General features: G+C 33.4%; 23 protein-coding genes and 1 pseudogene. 9 read left to right on the top strand and 15 right to left on the bottom strand.

Annotated elements, in window-relative coordinates:
• Positions 1 to 105: 105 nt before the first annotated feature.
• Entirely contained in the window at positions 106 to 1,185 is a 1,080-nt protein-coding gene (locus IPO86_05260; protein ID MBK9727510.1) for an IS3 family transposase, read from the top strand.
• Here the strand turns inward: IPO86_05260 and IPO86_05255 are convergent.
• The 7 genes and pseudogenes from IPO86_05255 to guaB all read right to left on the bottom strand — a co-directional run bounded on the left by IPO86_05255 (position 1,182) and on the right by guaB (position 7,776).
• Positions 1,182 to 1,778 carry a winged helix-turn-helix transcriptional regulator gene (locus IPO86_05255; protein ID MBK9727509.1) on the bottom strand — a complete coding sequence of 199 codons (597 nt, stop codon included), beginning with the start codon at positions 1,776 to 1,778 and terminating at the stop codon, positions 1,182 to 1,184. The genes IPO86_05260 and IPO86_05255 overlap by 4 nt on opposite strands.
• Positions 1,779 to 1,780: 2 nt before the next feature.
• The gene (locus IPO86_05250; GenBank protein ID MBK9727508.1) at positions 1,781 to 2,044 is read right to left on the bottom strand and encodes a DUF2024 family protein; all 264 of its coding nucleotides are present in this window, start codon (positions 2,042 to 2,044) and stop codon (positions 1,781 to 1,783) included.
• Positions 2,045 to 2,153: 109 nt separating this feature from the next.
• Positions 2,154 to 2,732, bottom strand: coding sequence for a protogloblin ApPgb (locus IPO86_05245; protein MBK9727507.1), 579 nt, complete (start codon positions 2,730 to 2,732; stop codon positions 2,154 to 2,156).
• A gap of 359 nt (positions 2,733 to 3,091) precedes the next feature.
• Positions 3,092 to 3,400 (bottom strand): helix-turn-helix transcriptional regulator, encoded by a 309-nt coding sequence (locus tag IPO86_05240; GenBank protein ID MBK9727506.1) that lies wholly within the window; start codon positions 3,398 to 3,400, stop codon positions 3,092 to 3,094.
• Positions 3,381 to 3,727: pseudogene (locus IPO86_05235) on the bottom strand (type II toxin-antitoxin system RelE/ParE family toxin). Before IPO86_05235 ends, IPO86_05240 begins: the two are co-directional and overlap by 20 nt.
• A gap of 197 nt (positions 3,728 to 3,924) precedes the next feature.
• Positions 3,925 to 5,682 carry a carboxypeptidase-like regulatory domain-containing protein gene (locus IPO86_05230; protein MBK9727505.1) on the bottom strand — a complete coding sequence of 586 codons (1,758 nt, stop codon included), beginning with the start codon at positions 5,680 to 5,682 and terminating at the stop codon, positions 3,925 to 3,927.
• A gap of 612 nt (positions 5,683 to 6,294) precedes the next feature.
• Positions 6,295 to 7,776 carry an IMP dehydrogenase gene (gene guaB, locus IPO86_05225; GenBank protein MBK9727504.1) on the bottom strand — a complete coding sequence of 494 codons (1,482 nt, stop codon included), beginning with the start codon at positions 7,774 to 7,776 and terminating at the stop codon, positions 6,295 to 6,297.
• Positions 7,777 to 8,157: 381 nt separating this feature from the next.
• On the opposite strand from guaB, the gene IPO86_05220 reads away from it, so the two are divergent.
• Positions 8,158 to 8,619: a nucleoside deaminase gene (locus IPO86_05220; protein MBK9727503.1), complete on the top strand. Its 462-nt coding sequence runs from the start codon at positions 8,158 to 8,160 to the stop codon at positions 8,617 to 8,619.
• A gap of 211 nt (positions 8,620 to 8,830) precedes the next feature.
• Here the strand turns inward: IPO86_05220 and IPO86_05215 are convergent, their stop codons facing one another.
• From IPO86_05215 to IPO86_05205, 3 genes are read right to left on the bottom strand one after another with little or no spacing between them, the layout of a single operon-like run.
• Entirely contained in the window at positions 8,831 to 9,565 is a 735-nt protein-coding gene (locus tag IPO86_05215; protein MBK9727502.1) for a tetratricopeptide repeat protein, read from the bottom strand.
• Positions 9,562 to 11,352 carry a hypothetical protein gene (locus IPO86_05210; protein ID MBK9727501.1) on the bottom strand — a complete coding sequence of 597 codons (1,791 nt, stop codon included), beginning with the start codon at positions 11,350 to 11,352 and terminating at the stop codon, positions 9,562 to 9,564. Before IPO86_05210 ends, IPO86_05215 begins: the two co-directional genes overlap by 4 nt.
• A gap of 19 nt (positions 11,353 to 11,371) precedes the next feature.
• Positions 11,372 to 12,523 (bottom strand): FAD-binding oxidoreductase, encoded by a 1,152-nt coding sequence (locus tag IPO86_05205; GenBank protein ID MBK9727500.1) that lies wholly within the window; start codon positions 12,521 to 12,523, stop codon positions 11,372 to 11,374.
• A gap of 280 nt (positions 12,524 to 12,803) precedes the next feature.
• Between IPO86_05205 and IPO86_05200 the strand changes: the two genes are divergently transcribed.
• From IPO86_05200 to IPO86_05175, 6 genes are all read left to right on the top strand, one after another.
• Positions 12,804 to 13,238, top strand: coding sequence for a DUF4293 domain-containing protein (locus tag IPO86_05200; protein ID MBK9727499.1), 435 nt, complete (start codon positions 12,804 to 12,806; stop codon positions 13,236 to 13,238).
• Positions 13,239 to 13,442: 204 nt separating this feature from the next.
• A complete protein-coding gene (locus IPO86_05195) occupies positions 13,443 to 13,907 on the top strand; it encodes a TIGR04282 family arsenosugar biosynthesis glycosyltransferase (GenBank protein MBK9727498.1) in 465 nt (154 codons plus the stop codon).
• Positions 13,908 to 13,993: 86 nt separating this feature from the next.
• Positions 13,994 to 15,019: a PorP/SprF family type IX secretion system membrane protein gene (locus tag IPO86_05190; GenBank protein ID MBK9727497.1), complete on the top strand. Its 1,026-nt coding sequence runs from the start codon at positions 13,994 to 13,996 to the stop codon at positions 15,017 to 15,019.
• Between the two features lie 41 nt (positions 15,020 to 15,060).
• A complete protein-coding gene (locus IPO86_05185) occupies positions 15,061 to 17,112 on the top strand; it encodes an OmpA family protein (GenBank protein MBK9727496.1) in 2,052 nt (683 codons plus the stop codon).
• Between the two features lie 161 nt (positions 17,113 to 17,273).
• Positions 17,274 to 17,732 (top strand): DUF1573 domain-containing protein, encoded by a 459-nt coding sequence (locus tag IPO86_05180; protein MBK9727495.1) that lies wholly within the window; start codon positions 17,274 to 17,276, stop codon positions 17,730 to 17,732.
• Between the two features lie 503 nt (positions 17,733 to 18,235).
• The gene (locus IPO86_05175; GenBank protein MBK9727494.1) at positions 18,236 to 19,594 is read left to right on the top strand and encodes a vanadium-dependent haloperoxidase; all 1,359 of its coding nucleotides are present in this window, start codon (positions 18,236 to 18,238) and stop codon (positions 19,592 to 19,594) included.
• A gap of 203 nt (positions 19,595 to 19,797) precedes the next feature.
• Here the strand turns inward: IPO86_05175 and IPO86_05170 are convergent, their stop codons facing one another.
• Positions 19,798 to 20,751 (bottom strand): hypothetical protein, encoded by a 954-nt coding sequence (locus tag IPO86_05170; GenBank protein ID MBK9727493.1) that lies wholly within the window; start codon positions 20,749 to 20,751, stop codon positions 19,798 to 19,800.
• A 2-nt stretch (positions 20,752 to 20,753) separates the two neighbouring features.
• A complete protein-coding gene (locus IPO86_05165) occupies positions 20,754 to 21,221 on the bottom strand; it encodes a hypothetical protein (GenBank protein ID MBK9727492.1) in 468 nt (155 codons plus the stop codon).
• A gap of 156 nt (positions 21,222 to 21,377) precedes the next feature.
• Here IPO86_05165 and IPO86_05160 point away from each other — a divergent pair, with 156 nt between their 5' ends.
• Positions 21,378 to 21,920: a CvpA family protein gene (locus tag IPO86_05160; protein MBK9727491.1), complete on the top strand. Its 543-nt coding sequence runs from the start codon at positions 21,378 to 21,380 to the stop codon at positions 21,918 to 21,920.
• A gap of 4 nt (positions 21,921 to 21,924) precedes the next feature.
• Here IPO86_05160 and obgE read toward each other — a convergent pair whose 3' ends face one another.
• The 3 genes from obgE to IPO86_05145 all read right to left on the bottom strand — a co-directional run bounded on the left by obgE (position 21,925) and on the right by IPO86_05145 (position 24,353).
• Positions 21,925 to 22,929: a GTPase ObgE gene (gene obgE / locus IPO86_05155; GenBank protein ID MBK9727490.1), complete on the bottom strand. Its 1,005-nt coding sequence runs from the start codon at positions 22,927 to 22,929 to the stop codon at positions 21,925 to 21,927.
• A gap of 9 nt (positions 22,930 to 22,938) precedes the next feature.
• Positions 22,939 to 23,514: an adenylate kinase gene (locus IPO86_05150; GenBank protein MBK9727489.1), complete on the bottom strand. Its 576-nt coding sequence runs from the start codon at positions 23,512 to 23,514 to the stop codon at positions 22,939 to 22,941.
• A 287-nt stretch (positions 23,515 to 23,801) separates the two neighbouring features.
• Positions 23,802 to 24,353 (bottom strand): C40 family peptidase, encoded by a 552-nt coding sequence (locus tag IPO86_05145; GenBank protein MBK9727488.1) that lies wholly within the window; start codon positions 24,351 to 24,353, stop codon positions 23,802 to 23,804.
• Positions 24,354 to 24,515: the final 162 nt, after the last annotated feature.

The following is a 24,515-nucleotide window of genomic DNA, read 5'->3' as shown; positions in this document are numbered from 1 at the left end:
GATGCAAAACTCAAAAGCGATTGCATTTTTTACAATGGTGGATAAAGCTGAGAAGGAATTTAAAATTCCAATTAGAAAAAAGCTAAATACCAAGCCATAGAGACCATGATAAGTAATTTTAAACCAATAGGATTAGCCAAGCTATGTGGATGGTTTGGTATGAGCAGACAGGCTTATAATCAATATAATTGGGAAGCTATATCAACAACAATAGAAGAAGAAATGATTTTGAAACAGGTAAAGCATATCCGAGAAGATCATCGTAGAATGGGAACAAGAAAGCTTTATGAAATGCTTCAACCATTTATATTGGAACAACAGATTAAAATAGGCAGAGATAGCTTGTTTGATTTACTTTCATCTAATTATCTATTAGTGAGAAAACGACAACGCAAGATTCAAACAACAAATTCGTATCATAGATTGCGGAAGTATCCCAACTTAATTCGAGAGATGATTCCAACAGCTATTAGCCAGCTATGGGTAAGTGATATCACATATTGGAAGCAAAACCAAGGGCATTTGTACATAAGCTTAATTACGGACGCCTATTCTCGTAAAATAGTTGGATATCAGGTAGGAGAAACAATGGAAACAATGAAAAGTATTCATGCATTAGAAATGGCTCTATCTGAATTAAAACTAGAAGACCATTTGAATTTAATCCACCATAGTGATAGAGGAATTCAATACTGTAGTCAAGTGTATGTCAAATTATTGCAGGATAATGAAATTAAAATAAGCATGACTAAGAATGGAGATCCTTTTGAAAATGCAGTTGCAGAAAGAGTAAATGGAATTATCAAAGATGAATACTTAGAAACCTATGAAATCAGTACTTTGAAAGAGGCTAAGAATTTACTTAGAAAAATTATAGATTTATACAACTTAGAAAGACCTCACATGAGCATTGGAAACTTTACTCCAGAAGCAATTCATCAATCAATAAGACCCATTAAACCACAAAAATTATGGAAGAACTATTATCAAAAACAAACTACATTTGTAAACCCCGCCTGCAGTTGGGCAGGTATTTTTAGGACAAGACATTGTCTTTGGTTGCGTGACTGTCCATTGTTTCTGCTTTTTTTGGTGCGTTTGCTTGGTGGCTCTTTTGAATTTTATAGTGTTGGTCAATGCGTTGGAAAAAATACAAATGTGCCACCAAAAGCGTTATCAATTTAAGCAATTTCAAATTCTCCACAGTCAATTCTTATATCTTTTGTTTCCAATTTTTGGTTAAGCAAATTGCAAAAATGTGTTTTGTTTTCGGTAGCATAATGTATGCAATTGAAACAAGTTCGTTGCACACTTAATACTTTTAATTTGTTAAGTTGGATGATAAGATTTGAAATATTTTGCCATAATATTTTTTTATCTGTTTCGCTAGACTTTGCAATAATAGTAGTCAATGGATTGGCAAAATTTTCTGTTTTTGCTACTATTTTTTTTCCTATTACAGTAAGTTGTATAGTATAGCTTCTGGTGTCGTTGCTGTCAGTCAATTTTTTGATTAATTTTTTCTGTTCCAACACTTTTATCGCATCGCTAATTGTCGGTTTAGTGAAATTAAATTCTTGTGCTAAATAACTAATAGTTGTCTTGTCTGCCGAATGATGCTGAATAAAAATCAACAATTGAATTTGAATAGGACTTAAACTATGTTCTTTTGCTTTCTCCCAAAGCAAAATACGGAACACTTGCGATAAGCGTTCCAACCCAGCAACTATTTTATTGTCAAGATTGGCGTTTTGATTTTCTAAATTAAATACCGACACTTTTATTTGCAGTTTTGCATTTCAACAATGTAATACCCTTTTTGTTGAATACTTAAAACCATTACATCTGTTGCTTTTTCAATGTGACAAAATTTACATTCCTTTGCAGCCAAAGGCTGATTTTCTTGATTTTTAGATTGTAAGTAATCCTTACCAAAGGTATAAATTATTTTTTCATCTTTTATATGGTCGGGAGCAATAATGTCAAAATGCATTACGCTACCATCTTTTTTAGTTACATAGGTGTCCCAAACTGCTACTTGCATAATTTCAAATTTTTGATTTAATGAAGAGAAAAAAGAATAGGCAAGTTAGTCCTTTTATGAGAAAGAACAAAAATCCAGCTATTCCAAATTTTTTGAGGTAGGGTTTCAATTAAAATTCGTTTTTGTTTATGTAAGGGTATGTCCACAGAATAACCGAAAGCGTTACTGCCTTGAACCAAGCTGAATACATGGCTTCAACTGTTTCTGCATCGTGTCCTTTTTTTGCTAAAAAACCTTTGATGGTTGCCGTAATAGGAAAAATAAATGCTACCATATAGCGGTAATGGATTATTGGAACTGTGTCTACTTCGTCCGTTTTGTTTTTCTTACTTGTGTGATGCCTCAAAGCAATTTCGTGTTGATAGTTCAGCCATGTTTGGTCATACGGTTTGTTACACAAGTCCATAATCCATTGCCCAAATCTTGCCCTAACCGCTGTAAGGTAATCCATATTTGGCTTTTCGTTTTTAGCGAAGTAGTGCAACAAATGTTCGTTGCCACCAACGAAACCATACCAAAGGTCAAGCACTTCGTTTGTTTGGTCTTTTAGCACTTCGCCTGCAAGGCGTAGGTTTTTTTCGTCTTCTTCTGTAAACAATACTGTTTTTTTGAGAAGGTTTAAATCGGCAATGCTTACAGGTGATTGCCCTACTTGCCCGTAGGCGTATCCTTTGATTTGTTCTGACATTTTTTAATTTTTAAATTAGTTAAAATATTATTGTCAGTGCAAACATAGTAAGGATTCCTAACTTTACAAAAAAAGTGAAAATATTTTTGTTTAAGGTGTCAGAAACTCAAAAATTGGCTATAAAACGGTCCGCGAAGCTGAGGTGCGGTTGGGTAAAATTAAATGTGCAGAAATGGAACTGGCATGCATATCGGCTTGCAGCTCTTTGAATTTTGAGAAGCGTTGGCATTTTGTTGTCCACGGTCAGTACAGATTTTGATGATTGCACGGCGTCGTCCTACCTTGACCGCTGATGGAATCCACTGACGATGGACAACTGTTAGGGAGTCTCTCCGTCCAGTGCGTTGTTATCTTGGGTTTTATTTCATTTTTATTTTCAGTTCCAATTCTCCTCCAAAACCATATCTTATAATCTTTTCAAGTGTCGAAAATCTGGCTTCTTTCACACTGTTCTCAAGTTTCGAAATGTATGATTTTGTTGTGCCTACTCTATCTGCAAGTTCTTGTTGAGTCAAACCTTTTTTAAGTCTAGCTTCCTGAAGCATATTACCGATTTTGAAATTAATATATCCTTCTTCTAATTCTTCGCGCTTTTTTGTACCTGGTTTTCCAAAGAATTCTACTTTTAGGTCATCTAAAGTGCCAATGTTATTTATTTTCTTGCTCATATTCTTGTTTTATTTTTAATGCGTGTTCTATTTGTTCAATAGGAGTTTTTTGCGTCTTCTTTTGAAAGGAATTCATCAATATTACCAACTTCCATTTATCCAAAAAACAAAATATTCTATAAATATTAGAGCCAAAACTTATTCTTATTTCATAAAGCCCATTTGATCCAGTTATATGTTTAAAGTAAGTTTCTGGAATCAGTGCATGATCTTCAATAAGTTCAAGTGTCCAAATGATTTTCTTTTGACTTCTAATGGTTGCTTTGAAAAGAAATCTTTGAAATAGTCCTTATAATAAATGACATTTCTGAACTTCTTATTCTTCATTAGGCAAAGATAAACAATGTTTCACTTTGGTGAAACATTGTTTTTTCCATTTAATCCGAGGTAACGGATTGCAGCTAAAAGAAGTTGGCGATTTTCAGCATCCACTTTCATGCGAAGTACTAAAGTTCAAATTTACGAAAATCTGTCCTGCGAAGCACTTTACCGCCACTTGCACCAAGCCCAGGTTATGCACAAGGTTATTTTTCATTTTTGTATGGTTGAAATAATTCAATATTGTCAATTCGCAATATTTCATAAACAATGTTGTTGTATTTTATCATTTCTTTTTCAATCGTGCCGTGTTCAACAGCTTTTAGATATTCATTTCTTTTAGTTTCAAACTGGGTCAAAAAGTTGTTATAGATTTCTTTTAGTCGATAAACATTATTTGTTTGGGCTTTTAATTTTTCTTCCAATTCTCGTCTTGCAATTTCGCATAGGTCAAAGTAAATGTTTATGAAGCAAAGAGTTTGATTATTCATTGGAAGATGATAGTAACTTTCATAAGGGTCGATTATAGTGGAAGTAATAATATGAGTTGAATCCCTGTAAGAATTAATGTCTAAATAAATTTTAACGGCAAGTTTGTACTGCTCTGACTTAAATCCCGTTGCCGAATAAGCCACAGAAGTGTCTGACAAAATTTCACGGAATTTTATCCTGTTTCTTGACCAGCTAATATAAGGGTGCTCAAAAAGACCGTATTTGAAAAAAGTATTGGATTTGAAAAGTGTTTTATTAGTTAGAGAGGAACTGTCGATAAAAAAAAGCTCATTGGTATTGATACTATCGTTCAGACGGTACTCATCATTATATGTCCAAAAAAAATCATTGTAAGGCATTGCATTTATTTTTTGATAGTCGCCAATGTTGAAATCTTTAAAATTAAAAAAAGGCAGATTGAAGGAGTTCTCATAATCGTATGCATATAAAACAGCCTTAGTCAGAACAGTATATTTTTGCTCTTCCGTTATTCCAATTCTGCTTACATAATCAGTTTTGTAAATAAAGTCGGTGTGATTAAATACTACTTGGCCGTTTGATGTACTGAAAGATTGAGTTATATTAAAACTGACATTGGAGATTTTGTCCATTAGATTTAGAGGCAGGAATGGATGTTTCAGAGTATTAGCACAGTTCAATGTGATTTTTATGAGATGATTCTTAGTTTTATTAATCCATATCTTTCCATAAAAAAATAATCCAGTTGTATCTTTGGGTTTGTAATCAATGATATATATTGAGTCATTAGTTCCATCAAGATACTTGCTTTCCAAATCCAAGTAGTAGTTTTTTCTTAATTTCGATTTAGATAATTCCATTGGATTTATAGGGAAATAATCATTTCGATCAAATAAGTTTAACATAAGTAATGCTCTTGAACTTTCTAAAGAAACAAAAAAGCTGTTTCTATTAGTGCTTAATGCTATTCTTCCTGCCTTCAAATGTAAGTTCATCAGACTATAGCCTTTCACATCAATGTTGTAATATCCTTCTACAAGTTCAATTTGGCTGACATCTACATAACTTTTTAACTCGTAGTACGCTTTAGATTTTCTTTCAATACTTGAAATGGATTTCTTGCTTGCTTGTACTAGTTCAAACAAATACGAGTTATCTTTTGGTGTTACTGTTACCTCGTTTAATAAAAGAATGTTTACCTCTAGATAAATAAGATAGTTCTTTTTGTCTGCTTTAATTTTAATAATTTGCTCCTTGTACCCAATGAAGGAGATAGTAATTGTGTCAGTTACTTCATTAATTAAAATTCTAAAATAACCGTCTGCATTACTTATTGTCCCTTTTTTTGAACTCTTGTTGTAAATATTTGCGAATGGAATAGGTTCTTTTGTCTCCTTATCAAGTATTTTGCCCTCAATTTCAATATGATTTTGTCCAAGCATTGATTTACTCAAGCTGAAGAAACAAAGTAATATCCAAAAAGATGTTTTCATTGATTGCTATTTTGCTCATTTGTGGCTTTGTCAAACCTTGTGCATAACAATTTGCTATGCGCAATAATTGCGAATATTGTTGTTACAAATATAAGTTATTCAAAGAACTAAAGCAAATGAACTTAAAAAATATCCTATTGGTTTTCAAACTGAATGTATTTAATCAATACTACACAATCGCAAGCCTAAGATTTTTAAATTCCAATGCGAACGATTGGGTAAAGAATCCAAACTAGAATAAAAGGCTTTCAACTCTATTAGCCAATTAAGTATTCTTAGCATTGGAAATAAAATTTAAAAAATATACTCGAATTTAAAATGGAGAATTTATCTATCCTATTGATCCATTTTAGCAGCATCAATATTTCGGTATTTCATATCCACCAAAGGCATTAAAATACAAGGAAAAACTTCTCATTTTAAAAAATTTTGATAGTCAGCGTGTTCATAAAAAAAAAGCAAGCCAAATAAAAACAAGGTTGAATTGATTTCAAACCAAAATATAATTCCATCGAAAGCAATTCTTTAATTTCAATTCACAAAACAAAAATTCATTGAAACTCAAAAAATATTCAATGCAAATTAATTCTCAAATAAAATACTATGTTTGTTTTACCTTCTGGTATAATTTGGTGATTCTTTTGTAATTGTAATATTATGAGGATGGGATTCAGTGATTCCACTATTGGTGATCCGTACCAATTTTGCTTTTTGCATTTGTTTAATGGTAGCTGCGCCAACATATCCCATACTTGCCCGTAAGCCTCCAATATATTGAACCATAACTTCGGAAACTAATCCTTTATATGGTACTCTTCCCTCAATACCTTCTGGTACCAATTTCTTAATATCGTCTTCTACATCTTGAAAATATCGGTCCTTACTACCTTGTTGCATCGCTCCAATAGAACCCATTCCACGGTAAACTTTAAACTTCCGACCTTCAAAAATAATGGTCTCACCAGGGGCTTCCTCTGTACCTGCAAACAAAGAACCACCCATAACCGAACTGGCACCAGCGGCAATAGCTTTTGGAATATCACCGGTATAACGAATACCGCCATCTCCAATGACTGGAATACCTTTTTTCTCCAAAGCACTTGCAGACAAAGCAATCGCTGTCAATTGCGGTACTCCAACCCCTGCAACAACACGGGTTGTACAAATACTCCCGGGTCCTACCCCCACTTTAACTGCATTCACACCATGCGCCACCAATGCTAAGGCAGCTTCTCCAGTTGCAACATTTCCTCCTATAATTTGAAGCTGTTTATACTTTTTACGCAATTGTTTTATCATATTTAAAACGCCTGCTGAATGTCCGTGGGCAGTATCCACACAAATAACATCAACATCAACATGCATAAGTGCTTCCACCCGATCCATCGTATCACTAGCAATGCCAACAGCAGCCCCAACTACTAACCGACCTAAATTATCTTTACATGAGTTAGGAAAGTTTTCCAGTTTCATAATGTCTTTATAGGTTATAAGTCCGATCAGCGTTCCATCTTTTTTTACTACGGGTAATTTCTCAATTTTATATTTCTGCAATATCGATTTTGCTTGTTCGAGCGTAGTGCCAACAGGAGCTGTAATCAACTTTTGCTTGGTCATAATCTCCTCAATAGGTCTGTTTGGATGTGCTTCAAAACGGAGATCCCGATTCGTTAATATTCCAACTAACTTTTTTGCATTATCAATTATAGGAATTCCACCAATGCGATGGTGTGACATTAATTGCAAGGCATCTTTGACTTTGGATTTTGCATCCAGCGTCACGGGATCGATGATCATGCCACTTTCTGAACGTTTGACACTGCGCACCTGATTCGCCTGATGTTCAATACTCATATTCTTATGAATAAAACCAATTCCACCAGAACGTGCCATCGAAATTGCTAAATCCTTCTCCGTAACCGTATCCATCGCGGCAGATATGATGGGCACATTGATTCGTATGTCTGTGGTTAATTGGGTGCTGATGTCGGTATCTCTAGGCAAAACCTCAGAGTATGCCAGCACTAAAAGTACATCATCAAAAGTAAGGGCTTCCTGTGCAGGAAATTGCGATGAGAAGAAATGTAGTTCCATGTGCAAAGATATAACATTGTTTAAAAATTCCAAAAAATGATAATCCAATGCATCCTATTTTTTAAGAAACATGCCAAATTAACAGGCTCATTAGAAATACTAAATGTGCATCCGGCAATGCATCCCGCTTGTCCTTTGATATGAGTTTATCAATTTCAATAAAAAATATCATGAATTGCATTAAAATAGGGTAATCAAGCGTTCCCAATAATTATTACAAAAATTAAATTTAGAACTCCGATAGAATCCTTTTCATCAGTATGGGAATTTGTATAATCCGGTTAAAATACCCGACTATAGGCCCTAAATGGATATCAAAATTCAATAGGATCCTAATACAATATCTTAACTTTGCTCAACTATTTTCAAAATAAGCTACCCGTGATTGAAGTTTATAATGATGCCTATTTTATGAAGAAGGCCTTCGAGGAAGCCAACAAAGCATCTCTGGCCGGCGAAATCCCTATTGGCGCTATTCTAGTACATGGGAATCAAATATTAGCGAAAGCACACAATCAAACCGAACTTTTGCTTGATGTAACGGCACATGCTGAAATTCTTGCTATTACCGCAGGCTCCCAAAACTTAAATAGTAAATACTTAAAAAACTGTACCTTATATGTAACCTTAGAACCTTGCCCAATGTGCGCTGCTGCATTGCGTTGGGCTCAATTATCAAGATTAGTATATGCTGCTGAAGATGAAAAAATGGGATACCTGCGGTTTGGTAATGAATTGTTACATCCTCGCACAAAAGTTGAATTTGGTTTAATGAGAACAGAAAGTAGTCAGTTACTTAAAAGTTTCTTTGAGGAACGAAGAAAACGCAAACAAGGTGCATAACTAAATTTCATTTAACCCAGATCATGCATTAGGTTTCGTCATGAGAACAAAAAGATCAATAAAGATGGGTGCTCACGGAGTATTTTTTCCGCAATCATAGTCAACACTATGGTGAGGAAAAAAATATGAGTAAGTGCCCGTATTTGAAGATATTTTGGTTCGTAATAGAAAGTCTAATGCATGATCTGGGTTTAACTATTTTTCAGTATGACTATAATGAAATAAACTCCACCGATGACTTCTCTACCCAACCCAGATCTAATTCTGGTGTCTCTATTTTAATCCAATCTTTTATTTGATCCACAAATCGCGCTGATTGACCCGCAGGTAAATCAAGTTTAGATTCACTATTCTGATCTGGAGAGGAATATAATTTAGATACTTGCATGATAATAAGCTGCTTCGATTCATTTCGGGTTGCATCTCCTTCCCAGGCAAAAATAAAAAACACGAATCCAATGAAATATACTAAATAAATAGAATTTCTTTTCTTTAAAAATTCTGGTAAATAGTTGAAAAATAAATTACAAGCGATTCCTATACTTAGAAATACACAAAAACCAATAAACCAATAAAATGGTTGAATTAGAAATAAAATAGAATGCCAGAAACGCTTTAAGAAAAATTCAGGAATTTCAAAATTATCAACACCCGCTTTGTTCCTTGCGATCCTAAGATTTTGATGACAGGATTTACAATGAGGATTCCATTTCAATGCTTTATTATAAAATAAAATAGCTTTCGGATAATTCTCAAGTTGCAAATAACTAGTTGCTATATTATAATACAAATCTTCCCCTTTTGCACCAGCATGCAATAAAATATTCCATTCATTTAAAGCAGCTTCAAAATTTGAATCTTTGTAAAATTCTAAAGCCTTTTTTGGTTGGCTACACAAATCCAAAATAAATAGTAAACAAAAACAAGATATAATAATTGGCTTCATTTTGAATGTCTTGTTATGATATCTTCTAATGAAAATGGTTTTTCCGGATCTCGTGGCAAATAACCTTCCAGAAATTTCTTTTTACCATCTTGAAGCGGCATCATCGTTCCTTTTGGCTTTGTAAAAAAATCAATAGTCTCTATTTTTTCTTGCTCATTAAAAATCAAATGCATACTACTACATTGAATAAAATTTGTCCCTATATAGCCTTTTTCATCATCCAATATAAAGTAAACAGATTCAGCATTTCCTTGTACATCCATAGAATGGAGTTTCTTTTCCAAAAAATGCGTTTGAATTTCCCGTCCTTTTAGTTGATTTTCAAGACTACTTTTATCATGGTTTATAACAAATGCCTTTTGTTTCAAGAAAATATCTTTCAATACTTTATTTGCCATTACAATCCAAATAGTATCTCCTGAAAATTGAGAAGTGTCAGACCACATCACAGGATTTTCAAATAAATAAAAGGTGGAATCCTTTCCAGAAAAAAATAAGGAATCGCAGAGTCCCTGCATTCGTTTACTCCAAATTTTCACATCTCCCCAAGCAAATAAAACCTGAAATGTATCTGCAATTTCAAATACTTTTTCTGAAAGCAAACTATCAGCAGATAAATAGAGGGAGTCACTATCAAATGCGCTTACGATATAGGCTCTTTTACGTCCACCTATTGCCCGATATTTAGAACTTGTTTTATTGTACAAAAAGGTATCACAAACTATTGAATATCCACTGGAAGTATCCTGCACAATTACTTCACCAATTGCAATCCCCTGATCTTTCACACCATCATAGGTTAATTGTTGCGCTTCAATGGTTCGCCCAGCTTCTGTTACACTGGATCTTCCAGATACTTTCAATGATTTTGTTTTCCGGTTATATTCTATTTTATCTCCTGTTAAAAAGCGATCACCCTCTTTATAACTTGCCCGCTTATAAAGCTTCACATCATTCGTTGCTTCATTAAAAATAATACTATCTGCTTTAGCCTCCTGCTTATGATCCCGGATATAGGCATCATGCACTAAAGTGATAATTTTATTTTTAGCATCGTGATAAATATCTCTTGCATCTGCTATTTGTGTACCTTTTTTGTAACGTGGGTTATTTCCAAAATAAGATCTTTGCAAGCCAACATCATAATATCCTTTTTCTGTATAAATATTCAAACTATCTTGTTCAATTAAGGTGGGTCCTGTAAATCTGACAAATTTACTTTTAGTCTCATACACTAAGGAATCTGACAATAAAGTCATACTGTCTGGCATTAAAACGATAACACTATCTTTAAAATAGGCATTTCCAGTTTGTGCATAATAGTAACCTCGATTACTTTGCAATTTTGTATTTTCAGAAAACAAAACACCTTTTTGAAAATAACTTGCAATCCGATTTTTAAGATCATACTGCAATTGATTTGTAAATAATTCCTGATCCTTATGTTTTAAAACAATATTATTAATAAAATCTGCAGTTAATTTATCCCCATCATATTTCAAACTATCTCCATAAATTTGTAAACTATCACCTTCCACAATTCTCACATGTCCGATAGCAATCATTTTATTCCCATCTATCATTGCGGAATCGCATAAGAGATAGGTGTTTTTATGCCTTACTAAAACATCTTTGGATAAATACTGAAATTCCTTTCCGCCAATCCGTTCAAATCGAAAAATATCAGCATGGATCACTTGAATTTTAGTCGACCCAGTATCTTGTTGACTATACAGCTTGGAAAGACTGATGCATAGTATGCACAAAAATAGCAGTTTCCTTCTCATTTTTTGAAACATCGTGTAATCAACGTAAAAGCTGTAAATTTTGATATAAAATGTCAGCAGCTTCTTCTCCTACTAAACTGCCTATTGCGATTCCCATACCGCCCATACGAACTGCAACCGCAGTATGATCTGAAACCATTTTTATGATTGGTTTTTTCTCGTGTCCCAATCCGAGAATTCCCGACCATTGCTCTTTTATTTCAATTTCCTGCTTTGGCAAAATACATTCTTTTACAAAAGACATTAAATAGCTTTGAATTGTTTCGTTAAATCCAAATTGTTCTGTGTATTCATTCTCTAGATCCACATTTCTTGCCCCGCCAATCAATAAATAATCTTCTACATTGCGAAAGTAAATATATCCACGATCCATATGAAAACAGCCTTTCAGTTTAATTTTTGATTGTGTTTGTATTAATAAAACCATATTTCTAGCTGCCTTTACTTCAATGTCTGGAAAATATTTTTTCGCAAAGCCATTTACACAAAAAATTATTTTCCGGGTTTGAAATTTCGTAAAATCTGATAACTCTAATTTTACATATTTTTCTTCTTCATGCCAAGATTTTAATTCAGCTCCAAATAAAATTTTACCGCCTTTCGATTGGTAAATTGATTGCAAAGCCGAGATCATTTTTACAGGATGAAGACTTGCTTCATATTTATTTGCAACTAAATTTTTAAAACCAAACAGTTGAAAAGAGGCTAATTTTTCATCCTCAAAATAAAAGAAATTTTTTAAACCGGTATATTCTTGAATATGTTTGTTTAAATAATTTAAATCCTGTTCCTCATAAAGAAATTTTGACCGATTAGCATGCAGTAATTCGTATCCTCCAATGTGCTCAAATTCAATTGGAAATGAATGTGTATACTGAATTAATTTCTGGATTCCATCAAAACGTCTTTTAAACAGTGAAAATACTTTTTCTTCATTATGGTGCTCCAAATCCTCCAATAATTCTGAAGGACTACCAAAACAAGCAAATCCAGCATTTTTTGTACTTGCGCCTAGAGGAAGATAATTTCGCTCAAGGATGAGTACTCTGAGCGTTGGATCTTTTTCTAAAAGGGAAATTCCTGTACAAAGGCCAACTATACCAGCACCTATGATTACAATATCTACATCATTAAAATAAATACTTTTTTCCCAATAGCTTAGATGTGACATGATAAGTATATCCTAATTTAATGCAAAATTAGCTCGAAAAACGCAGAAATTCTGTTAAACCACCTGACTCATAAGGAATTAAGAAATTTATTGTGCTATTTTAAAAAGCGATTCATTATAAAATGAAGACTCCAATTGAAAATAAAACTTTCAATTTTATTAAATCGACTATCTCAAATGCATATTTTTGATGTTAAAAAATGAATAAGAATGCCATAAATTCAATGTTTATTTCAGACAGTTAAATATTCTCTCTATTTTTCGGCTTTAATTGATTTTTATGATTCAACGCATACAAACCATTTGGTTAACTTTATCAGCATTTTGTTTTTTAGGACTTTGGGCACCTTCCTTGAGTGTTGTAAAAACAACTTCAGCTTCAGCAGGTGTTTTTAGTGATCTTAAACTCTATGCAAATGAGAGTATGTCTATTTTAATTGGTTCTGGTGTAACCGGCATTTTGGTGTTCATTTCAATTTTTTTGTATAAGGAACGCACATTTCAAATATTATTATCTGCTGGTTCCAGTTTACTTCATTTGATTTTATGTGTTGGCAGTCCCTTTCTATTATTATCAAAAAGTAATAAATTAAATGAATTTGTGCCAGATACAGGCTTATTTTTAAGCATGGCAGGGATCGTATTAATTTGGTTAGCAACCCGTGCCATTCGAAGAGATGAAGCCTTAGTTAAATCTATGGATCGATTGCGATAAATTCAAAACTAAATTTCGTTCAAACTTACCATTCGCGACTAATTAATACACCCTTGAATACGGATTCAGCCTTAATAATCTTTATTAAAAATCCAATCCGATCACAAGTAAAAACCCGGCTGGCTAAATCCATTGGCGATGCCGAAGCGTTAAACGTTTACATTGAATTACTTAAAATTACACAAACGCTAGCTTCTGGCTTCGTTGGAAAAAAAATACCTTTACTACAGTGATTTTATAGATTTAAACGACACTTGGAATTCTTTAGAATATAACAAAAGATTGCAGGAAGGGAACAATTTAGGGGAACGCATGTCTAAGGCAATGCAATCGATATTAAAGGAACACCAAAAAGCCTTAATTATTGGTAGTGATTGCCCTTATTTAAGAATGGAAACTTTCTTTTCAGCATATCAGCTACTTGAATCTCAAGATTGTGTGATCGGTCCTGCAAAAGATGGGGGATATTATTTATTAGGTTTAAGAGAATGGCTCCCTTCCCTATTTGAAAATAAAACTTGGAGTAGCTCAAATTTATTGAAAGAGACCCTTTTAACATTAAATCAGCTTGGTAAACGCTTTAAAATGTTAGAAGAGCTTGAAGATATTGACACTCAGGAAGAATGGAATCGCTTCCAAGAATTTCAAAATAATCAGAAATTGGATTAGCAAAACGTTAAAAATTCTAATCTTTGAACCCTGATATGAATGCATCCGACAATAATCAGTATATTTCGCCTTTAAAGTTTCTCAACATGAAACAAACCTTACAAAAGTTATGGATTTTTATAATCTTGGGTAGTTTTAATCAACTATTAGCTCAGGATTTACACTTTACTCAATATGAATTCACGCCTATTCATGTGAATCCTGCCAATACAGGTGGTTTTCTAGGGACCTATCGGATTGGCGGTGTTTATCGAGATCAGGCAGCTTCTATAAGTGGCTTTGGATCGGACTATAGAACTCCGTTTTTAGCCATTGATGTAAATTTTGGCTTTGCATTCAGGCCAAAAGACTGGACTTCTTTGTCGATTAGTTTTTTTCAGGACCGTTCTGGCGAAATCAATTTAGGAAAAGGCGGATTTCTTGCTTCAGGTGCATATCATTTGGCACTTGGTAAAGGCGATTTATCTATTGGAGCTCAATTTGGAAGTGTGAGTTTAAATGTTAAAAATCCTGAGAAAGCCAATACTTTTCAAAAAATAAGTACCGGTGCTTCTGGCGCAGATGAAATGAAATTACAACAAGCGAAAGCAAATTATCAGGATATCGCAGGTGGATTAGCATATACAGCTCCAATTACATCTTCAAAACATGTTTTAAAAGTTGGGCTATCCTCCGGACATATTACCCTACCTACCATTGGAATTCTTGGCAGCGGTGCAGCCTATAAATTAAAAATGTTATGGAGTGCACATGGTTCTTTACAATATCATTTGAATGAAAAAACAGACTTAATTCCTATGGTTTGGCTGCGAAATTTGGAAAAAGCAAATGAAACTGTTACCCAATGCATGCTTAGCTATTTATTTAATGTAGAAAAGAAAATTCGTTTAAATGCTGGTTTAGGCTATCGTTTTGGAGATGCTTTGCAAGTTATGGTCGGGATGGACTATGGAAAAATAAAAGCACAAATCGGATACGATCAAACGGTGTCTGGACTGACTAAAGCGCAGGATCCATCGGGTTATGGTGCAATAGAATTAGGTGTAAGCTATATTGGTGCAGTAACAAAGAAACCAAATCCAAAACCAAAAATATTCTGTCCACGATTTTAATTTTTGATTCTAAATAAATGAATGATTTCAAATTGTTATCCATGAAATATAAATTCATATACCTATTCGCAGTTTCTATCTTATTTTCTGCAACAACGTTTGCGCAACCTGCAAATGGAAATACAAAAGATGCGCTCCTAAAATCTGGCGATGAACAAGTTGAAAAAGGACAATATTATAGAGCTCTTGAGCAATATGAAAAAGCATATAAAGATGCAAAAGAAAAAGATATTGCAGTTAAAATAGCCTATGCACATTTGTTATTAAGAGATTATGCAAAATCAGCAAATTGGTACAATCGGGTATTAGCGCGGGATAAGGCAAATAAATATAATGAATCTCGTTATTGGTTTGGCAAGGCACTTAAGATGAATGGTTCTTATACAGAAGCTTCTGAAGAGTTTAAAAAATATATTGAAACCGGGATTGATGATGATTTAAAAAAATTAGCAACAAACGAATTAAAAGGAATTGAATTGCGTGCCACAATGAAAGAAAATGTTGCATTGGTTGTAAAAAATGCAGGAAATTCTATTAATACACCCGAATCACAAAATAGCCCGGCATCCGATCCAGCAGGTGTTTTATATTTTAGTTCGCTTCAAGGTAAAACAGCTAAAGAAGAAAAAGAAAATAAAGAATCTAAAGACGATGCAAGTGATTTTTCAAAGATCTATAATAGTAGCTATTCTGAAGGAAAAGGCTGGTCAAAAGCAGCTGAACTTCCGGAGTTAATTAATAGAAATGGATATCATACAGCGAATGTAAGTTTTTCAAAAGATGGGAATACCATGTTTTTTACCAGAACCATTTCCACGGGAGGTCATATGGAAGAAAGTAAAATTTATATCTCTTCCAGAACAGCAACCGATTGGAGTCCTGCACTCGAAGTTAAAGGGATCAATGGTGAATATATGGCCCGACATCCTGTAGAAGGAGAATTATTTGGGACTAAAGTACTCATCTTTTGTGCCAACATTCCTGGAGGAAAAGGAGGATATGATATCTATTATGCTAATAAAGTTTCTGAAGGAGAATATGCCTCTCCTGTAAATATTGGATCTATAAATACAGTCGGAGATGAATTGACCCCATATATGCTTGAGGGAACCTTGTATTTTAGTTCAGATTATTGGCCTGGAATAGGAGGTTTTGATATTTTTAAAAGTAAGTGGAATGGAAGTGATTGGTCAATCCCTGAAAACTTAGGATTACCGTTAAATAGTAGTACAGATGATTTATTTTATAAATTAAGTCCAGGTGGTGATCGCGCATATTTAATCTCTAATCGGCCGGATGAACAATCTAAATCCTTAAAAAGCAAAACCTGTTGTGATGATATTTACTTTGTCGATAAACGAAAATTAGTAATTGATTTAACGACAATTGTTTTAGACGAAAAGAAAAAACCAATTAAAGCTGCAACCGCTCAGTTAATTGAGGTGATGGCTGGTAAAGAAGGTTCAATTCAATCTAAAACGAATTCAGAAGGAAATGAAATAAGCCATTTATTGGACAAAGATCGATCCTATAAAATTGTAGTCAGCAAGGAAGGCTATTTTCCAGCCGATTTTCAAGTCAATACAGTAGGCATTACATCGGATCAATCCATGAAAAAAGAAGTCATTCTGAGAGTGATGCCTCCAGAATCAGATGTTGAAATTATAACTATTAATGAACCTATCCGATTGAATAATATCTACTATGATTTTGATGATGATAAAATTTTATTAGATGCCGAAAAAGATTTGATGGTATTAAAAGGACTTATGGATAAATATTCTGATATGGTTATTGAGTTAAGTTCGCATACAGACTCCAGAGGCGATGATAACTATAATGAAAAATTGTCTCAAAGACGTGCAAATTCAGCAAAGAAATGGTTAGTTGGAAAAGGCGTGACTGCTGCCAGAATTGTGGCGAAAGGATATGGTGAGGATAAAATTTTAAATAATTGTACAAATGGTGAAGATTGTACTGAAGAAGAACACCGTTTTAATAGAAGATCCGAATTTAAAATACTTTCCGGACCAACCACTATTGAAGTTAAAAAAGAAGTTTTAAACAAGAAATCAAAAGCTCCTAAGAAATAATTAAATTATATCTCGTTCACAATTTCAGACAGCCCTGGTTTTAATCGATTAGGGCTGTTCAATTTTAAGAAATGTATGAAGTCTATTCAATATACTTGAACTAAAAGGCTGATTTTCAATTTTAATATAGGTAGTTACCTTTTATATAAATAAATTGGTTTATGAAAATTAAAATTTGCGTTTTACCAGTTCTTTTGATTTTACTTGGTGTATGTGTAGCATGTTCCATAGCTCAAAAAAAGACACAAGATGCTGGCAAAGCAAATTCAATAAACAGTCAGAAAATAGAATCTCCGGATACGATTGGTAAAATTGCAAAACTTGTTTTTGATTCTACAAATTACCATTTTGGAAGCCTAAAACAAGGTAGCTTATTAAAGAAAGAAATTTATTTTACAAATCCTGGACCTGGTGATTTGGTAATTGAATTGATGTCTGCCTGTGAATGCACTAGCTTAGATTGGTCAAGACTCCCAATAAAACCGGGCACCAGAAGTCCGATTAAAATCATCTATAATAGCAAGGATAAAATCGGTCCTCAAATAGTAGATATTGAAATTACAGCAAATACAAACCCTCCAACGACGTATTGCAAATTTAATTTATTGGTAGAATTATAAAGTTAAATACAACACTTTGAAATTCTGAAACTTAGTTTACTATTTGAATTGGCTAAATTATATCAAAAATTAATTTAGGATCCCGATCCTCGATAAATTCCACCCTTATTTACATCTATTAGCCTCATAATCAACAACATTACAAATAAATTATAGAGCTGGAGAATGAATTTTGAAAACGACTTAGTCCAACATAAAAAATGTATATATACAAATCAATAGTCTATTAAATTGATTATCAATTATTTACAAATTATTTTATTAAAATATTAATTACTTAACAGTACATAATTTATCAGGGTAAACCCTGAATTTTACTGAAAAGTGAAAATAAATTTGGTAACTATTGAAAGGACTTCTTAACTTCGTGTCGTATTCTCCCCTTTGTTAACTTTAGATCAGGTCTGATCTATTGCCTCAATCATATTATCTGGACTTAAGATAATTTTAGATTAAGTCAGATTCTTAGTTATTCATTTAGAAAACTATTAAATCTATTTATCATGAGGCATTTAGTACAATTTAAAGCATCCCCAGTAAACTTCTGCTTAATGGTAGCTCTATTATTTTTAGCTGCCTGTACTAAGGACGACAGAACAATTGTCATTAGTGAATTGAGTAAAACGAATTTAGAAAGTGGTAAAATTGCCACAGACTGGATGAATCTCAGTTTACAATTAACTTCTGAAACGCCTGGATACACCTCTCCAATTGCATCCCGTGTATATGCTTATCTCGGTTTAGCAATTTATGAAACTGTTGTTTTAGGAATTGATCAACAAGCTAGCTTGCAAGGTAAATTAAACGGCCTTCCTGTAAACAGCCTTCCAATTATTTATGAAGGTGGTGAAGTCAACTGGTCAGTTGCTGTGAATGAGAGTATGAATTACCTTTTAACAAGGTATTACAGAAACGCACCACCTGCAGGTGTTAAAAAAATTCAGGATTTATATAAGGAAAATGTAAATGCATTCTCAACAATTATAAGTCCAGCTATTTTCAAAAAATCTAGCCAGTTTGGTGAAATGATGGGAAAAGCTATTCACGACTATTCTATGACAGATGGTCAAGATGAAGCATATCTTAATAATTATCCAACTTCATATTCTGCTCCTAAAGGACAAGGATTATGGTCACCTACTTCCAGCCAGATTAAAAAGCCTTTACTTCCTTATTGGGGTGAAGTACGTACTTTTTTAAGTTCATCAAATGATTTAGAAATGGGTACACCACCAAGTTATTCTACCTCTACTAATTCTGTTTTCTATGCATATGCTTTAGATGTAAGAAATCGGGTTAAAAATTTAGATGAATTGACTGAAAATATGGTGAAGTATTGGAATGATGATCAAGATCGTTCTATCTCAACATCAGGACACATGATGGCCATTATGATTAGTATTTTAACTAAAGAAAATAAAGATCTTGCCTTTACTGCAAAAGCATTTGTGAAATTAGGCATTGGAATTCATGATGCAACTGTAACTGCTTGGAGAGTAAAATATAAATACAATATGCAAAGACCCGAAACCTATATTAAAGAAAACATTGATGGTGATTTCATATCTTTAATTAATTCACAAGCTACTCCAGAATATTCAGCAAGTCCATCTTCTGTTGCAATGACAAGTGCTGAAATTTTTAGTGACTTATTTGGATTCAATTATGCATTTACAGATCGTACCCATGAATTTAGAAAAGACATCAATGGATCTCCTAGATCTTATAAAACATTCCAACAAATGGCAGACGAAATCAATATGTCTAGCTTATATGGAGGAATTCATTATCGCTTTAGTTTAGAGGCTGGCCAGAAACAAGGAACTTATATCGGAAAGAGTATTAATCGTCTAACAATGTAAATATTAATATAGCCCAAAAATCTTTCTATAAAATAGCTCTCCGAAAGGAGGGCTATTTTTTTTTGTAGCTTAAAACCAGGAGCCAGGAATAGATTAATAACAAGACTTCTTAATTTTAATAAAATTAAATTCTGCAATACTAAGATGTTCGTTTATGAGTGACTAAGGATAATTTTCAAATATCAAGGTGTAGGTAAAAGCCATTATATTTTTAGTGAAATTATTGTACCCATTGATCCACATAACCAAAATAAATCGCCATCGTAAAAAATATCTTTAATATCAAAATCCGGAAGACCTTCTAATTGGATCCATTCTGAACCGCCATCCCGGGTAATGTATGCTGAACTATTTTCGCCTGCAATAATCCCTTTCGTATCATTTATAAAACAAATGGCACGCATAGGGGGATTGTTACTAATAATGCCTCCAGATTTAATGTTTTCAAATGTAGCGCCTTTATCATTGGATCTATATACACTTCCTCCGGCACCTAAAAAAAATAAATTTCCCTGATCAGTCTTAGAAATATCCAAAAACTGATCGCCCCTAATATCTAAAGTATCCCAATGTTCTCCAGCATCTACAGATCGCAAAACGATACCATAACCAACTGCAATCCAATGTAAACTGTCAATAAATTGGATGGCATTTAATTCGTGATCCAGTTCCAAAATAGTCCTGGTGGTATCAGAATGTATAGAAAACTTTTCAATACTTCCGGTTCCATTACCATTTACTGCCAGCATTAAATCGGCATTAAAAACCGATACACCTCTAACAAATTTGAAACTTCCGGCATGCTTTAGTTTATGTGTAGTGATGGTAGTTGGGGTGATTGCATGAAACATTAACTCGATTCCCATCCCGATGACTAAACCAGATTCACGTCCACTTATGCAGAATAATTCTTTATCGAATACAGAATCGATTTTCCAATTTTGACCACCGTCTGTAGTTTTACAAATAATCCCACGAAGCCAGGTATTTCCACCAACTGCATACGCAATATCCGGACTTGCAAAATAAATGCCGGTCAATTCATCTTTGGTAAGAACAGAATAGCTTTGAAATTGAATAGCTTCTTGTTTTGTACAGGAAGTAAAAACACAAAATAGTGTTAGAATAAAAAGAATCTTAAAATAGAAAGAATTCAAATTCAATTTCTTTTTGAAAATGTTGGAAAAGATGCACTTCCAATATGTGAACATTTCTTTGAAATAGGATCTTTAAATCGATAGGTATTGCAAAAACTAATAAAAAAATTTGTCAGTAATTCAAAATCCATATTTTTAGAATTTGGTTTTGGATAATATACTAAATGTTGAATGGAGCCGTCCACATTAAAAAAAATATTCACCCAAAGCTTTAATCCTCTTAGATCAAATGAAATCGTATTCGCATAATCTTCCATTCCAACCAATACAGAAGTCCAACCATTAAACGCTTTATCCAAATCATCCTGATAATTATTCAATAGCAGGGTGCTATAATTTGAAGACATTTCTTCAAATGGTTTTTCATATTCACCTATCAAAAAGACTTTTGGCAACACCTCCCCTTGAAAATTCTTGTTACTAAACGCGGGTTGCGCTATACCGGTATAGGTATAAAATAAAAAAACCAAGAAAAGTGGGTTAAAGCAATACATTTTATAATACAAATCTAATACTATTTAGGAAAACTGTTTCATGATGTATTTATTAAGATTTTAAACTTTTTGATTAGATCTTTGAAACTTTTTAGCATCTTGCAGTGCTTTCTAATAATCAAAAATCAAGCCATGTTCATCGATATTCTATGTGCAATTATTTTGGGTGGTAGTTTCTATTTAGGGTATACGAAAGGGATCATTAAATCTGTATTCGGAATCGTCAGTATTCTTTTGGCAATTCTGGTTACTTTAAAATTCTCATTTCTAATGATCAACCTGGTTGAAAAAATTCTAGTTGTGGATCCAAGGTTGACCATTATGATAGGTTTTGTTTTGACTTTTTTATTAATCATGATTGGCATCCGGCTTATTGGAAGAGGCTTTGAAAAAATTTTAGAAACGGCGCATATTAATTTTATTAACCAACTTGCCGGAGGTATAACTTCTGCGATCATTGCGCTTGTCATATACAGTTCTGTAATTTGGTTTTTTAATCAATTAAATCTAATTGGAAGAGAAACTAAAGAAAAGTCAGTGTCTTATTATTACTTAGAAGCTGTACCTGCTAAATCCAAATGGGCAATAGATAAATGCAAACCAATATTTTTTGAATTTTGGCAAAAAACACAAGAAGCTTTGAATAAGGTTGAATCTGAAATACCTAAAAAATAAGACCCTAATAATTCATAGGAGTTTGTAAGTTTTTCCACAATAAATCTTTTAATTCATCAAGGCCAAGTTGTGTAATAGATGAAATAAATACAAAGGGTATACCTTCTGGAAGGTCTTTATGAATTAACTCTTTCCATTCAGGATCCACAATATCCATTTTCGTAATTGCGAGAACACGAGGTTTGTCAAGGAGTTCCGGATTAAATTGTTCGAGTTCATTTAATAATATCTGATAATCTTGACGAATATTCTGACTATCACAAGGAATCATAAATAACAGCACACTATTGCGTTCTATATGCCGGATAAATCGCACTCCGAGTCCTTTCCCCAGATGTGCATTTTCAATGATCCCTGGAATATCTGCCATTACAAAGGAGCGGTCTCCACGATATGAAACAATTCCTAAATTAGGTACGATAGTAGTAAAGGCGTAATCTGCTATTTTAGGTTTAGCCGCCGTTAAAACGGATAATAAAGTTGATTTACCAGCATTTGGAAATCCAACTAAACCAACATCTGCAAGAATCTTTAATTCAAGAATTTTCCAAGCTTCCTGGCCAGGTTCACCGGGTTGTGCAAAATCTGGTGTTTGTTGGGTAGGAGATTTAAAAAAAGTATTTCCCATACCACCCCGGCCACCAGACATCAGTACTTTTTCTTCCCCATCTTGTGTGATTTCTAATTCTTTAACACCTGTTTCAGCATCAATAGCGATTGTTCCTAATGGTACTTCTACGATCATATCTTGCCCATCAGCACCAGTAGAATTATTTTCTCTACCATTTTCACCATCGGTTGCATAAATATGTTTTCTATATTTAAGATGGAGCAATGTCCATAATTGTGCGTTGCCTCTTAAAATCACATGCGCTCCACGCCCTCCATTCCCTCCATCGGGACCCCCTTTTGGGTTATGCTTACTTCTAAAAAAATGGACAGATCCAGCCCCTCCTTTGCCGGAACGAAACATAATTTTTACATAATCAACAAAATTTTGCTCTGCCATATTGAGTGTTTAACATAATAGATCGAGATGCATACAGAGTCGTTCGAAAATTTCTTCAATACTCCCAATTCCATTTATGCTTTTAGATTTACCTGTACATGCATAATGTTCAAAAACGATAGATGTTTCTTTTAAATATACTTGAATCCGTTTTCTAATAATGGATTCATCATTGTCATCCGTTCTCCCAGAACTCAGGCCCCGATTCAGAATTCGTTTTACAATTTCTTGCTCGGGAACATCCAAAGATAATAAGATACTAATGCTTTGTCCAGTTTCATTTAATAGATCATCCAAAGCATTTGCCTGTGGCTGTGTTCTTGGAAAGCCATCATAAATAAATCCATTAACCTCAGGCATGGACTCCATTTTCTTTTTTAGCATGCCAATGGTAATTTCATCCGGGACAAGCATACCCTGGCTCATGAATTCAAGCGCTTTTAAACCCAATTCGGTTTTCTGAGAAGTTTCAAAACGGAATAAATCACCCGTGGAAATATGGTATAAATCATATTTTTCTGCAAGTTTAACAGCTTGCGTTCCCTTTCCACTTCCTGGTGGTCCGAATAATATCAAATGAATCATAAAATTATTTGAGGCGCAAAGATACATTAAGGTAAATATCAACGCACTGAATTCATAAATCTAACTATGGATTAACAAGTATTTCAAAACGAATCAACAAATAGGCCTGTTTAGCACCCGAAAAAATTAATATACTTAAAACAATTCAAACAGGATTTATTGACCGATTGATTAATTAATCATGTAAGATTTAAATACAAAGATTAAAGAAATAAAAATTTAACCAATCTATAAATTGAAATCATGACATCCTAAATGAATTGCTTCAATCAAAATAAAAATTCGATTTAAAGTTGTGAAATATCTCCCGATTTTAAATATGAATTCAAGTCTACAATCTTTATAATCTTTCGAACCCAATAATCGGACTTTAATATATTTTCTTCTATGACACCGCGTGAAGAAGTGCTATGAATTACCCAAAGTTCGTTTTTTTTATTTTGTGTAATGATTCCAACATGAGAAATTCTTTTTGGTGTACCGAAAAAGATAAGATCTCCGCATTTGGCTTCTTTTGTTAAAATTTCTGCCCCTGGTTCAGCTTGTTCAAGAGCACAAGAACCCATTTGGATCCGAAATTCATGAAACACAAATCCTACAAAACCACTACAATCAAAACCCTCATTGCCTTTGCCCGCTTTTTTATATTTTGTACCCATTTGCTTTCTGGCAAATTCTACAATTTCATTTCGGAAATTTTCTGTTAGTTTAGAATCCTTAGATTTTAGTCTATATGCTTGTAATGAAGGCCTTTCAGGCGCACAGGAGAGGACAATACCACTCAGCAGGATTGCAATCCAGGCATACAGAATCCATCGATTAAAGTTCGTAGTTTTCATCGCTGTTTATCGAATGCAGCTTTTAAATCAGAGTTAGTCAAATCATACTCCGACATAAAACGCTAAAGTAAGGTAAATTATTCATATTATAAAATATTATAATATGAAAATGAGCTAGACCAATGATTTACAATGGTTTAATTAAAATATTCACTATTTAAT

It is taken from the genome of Saprospiraceae bacterium (assembly GCA_016717265.1).
In the GTDB taxonomy this organism is placed as follows: domain Bacteria; phylum Bacteroidota; class Bacteroidia; order Chitinophagales; family Saprospiraceae; genus Vicinibacter.
Note: the sequence above shows the minus strand (reverse complement) of the source record. Positions and strands in the feature narration are given on the sequence as shown.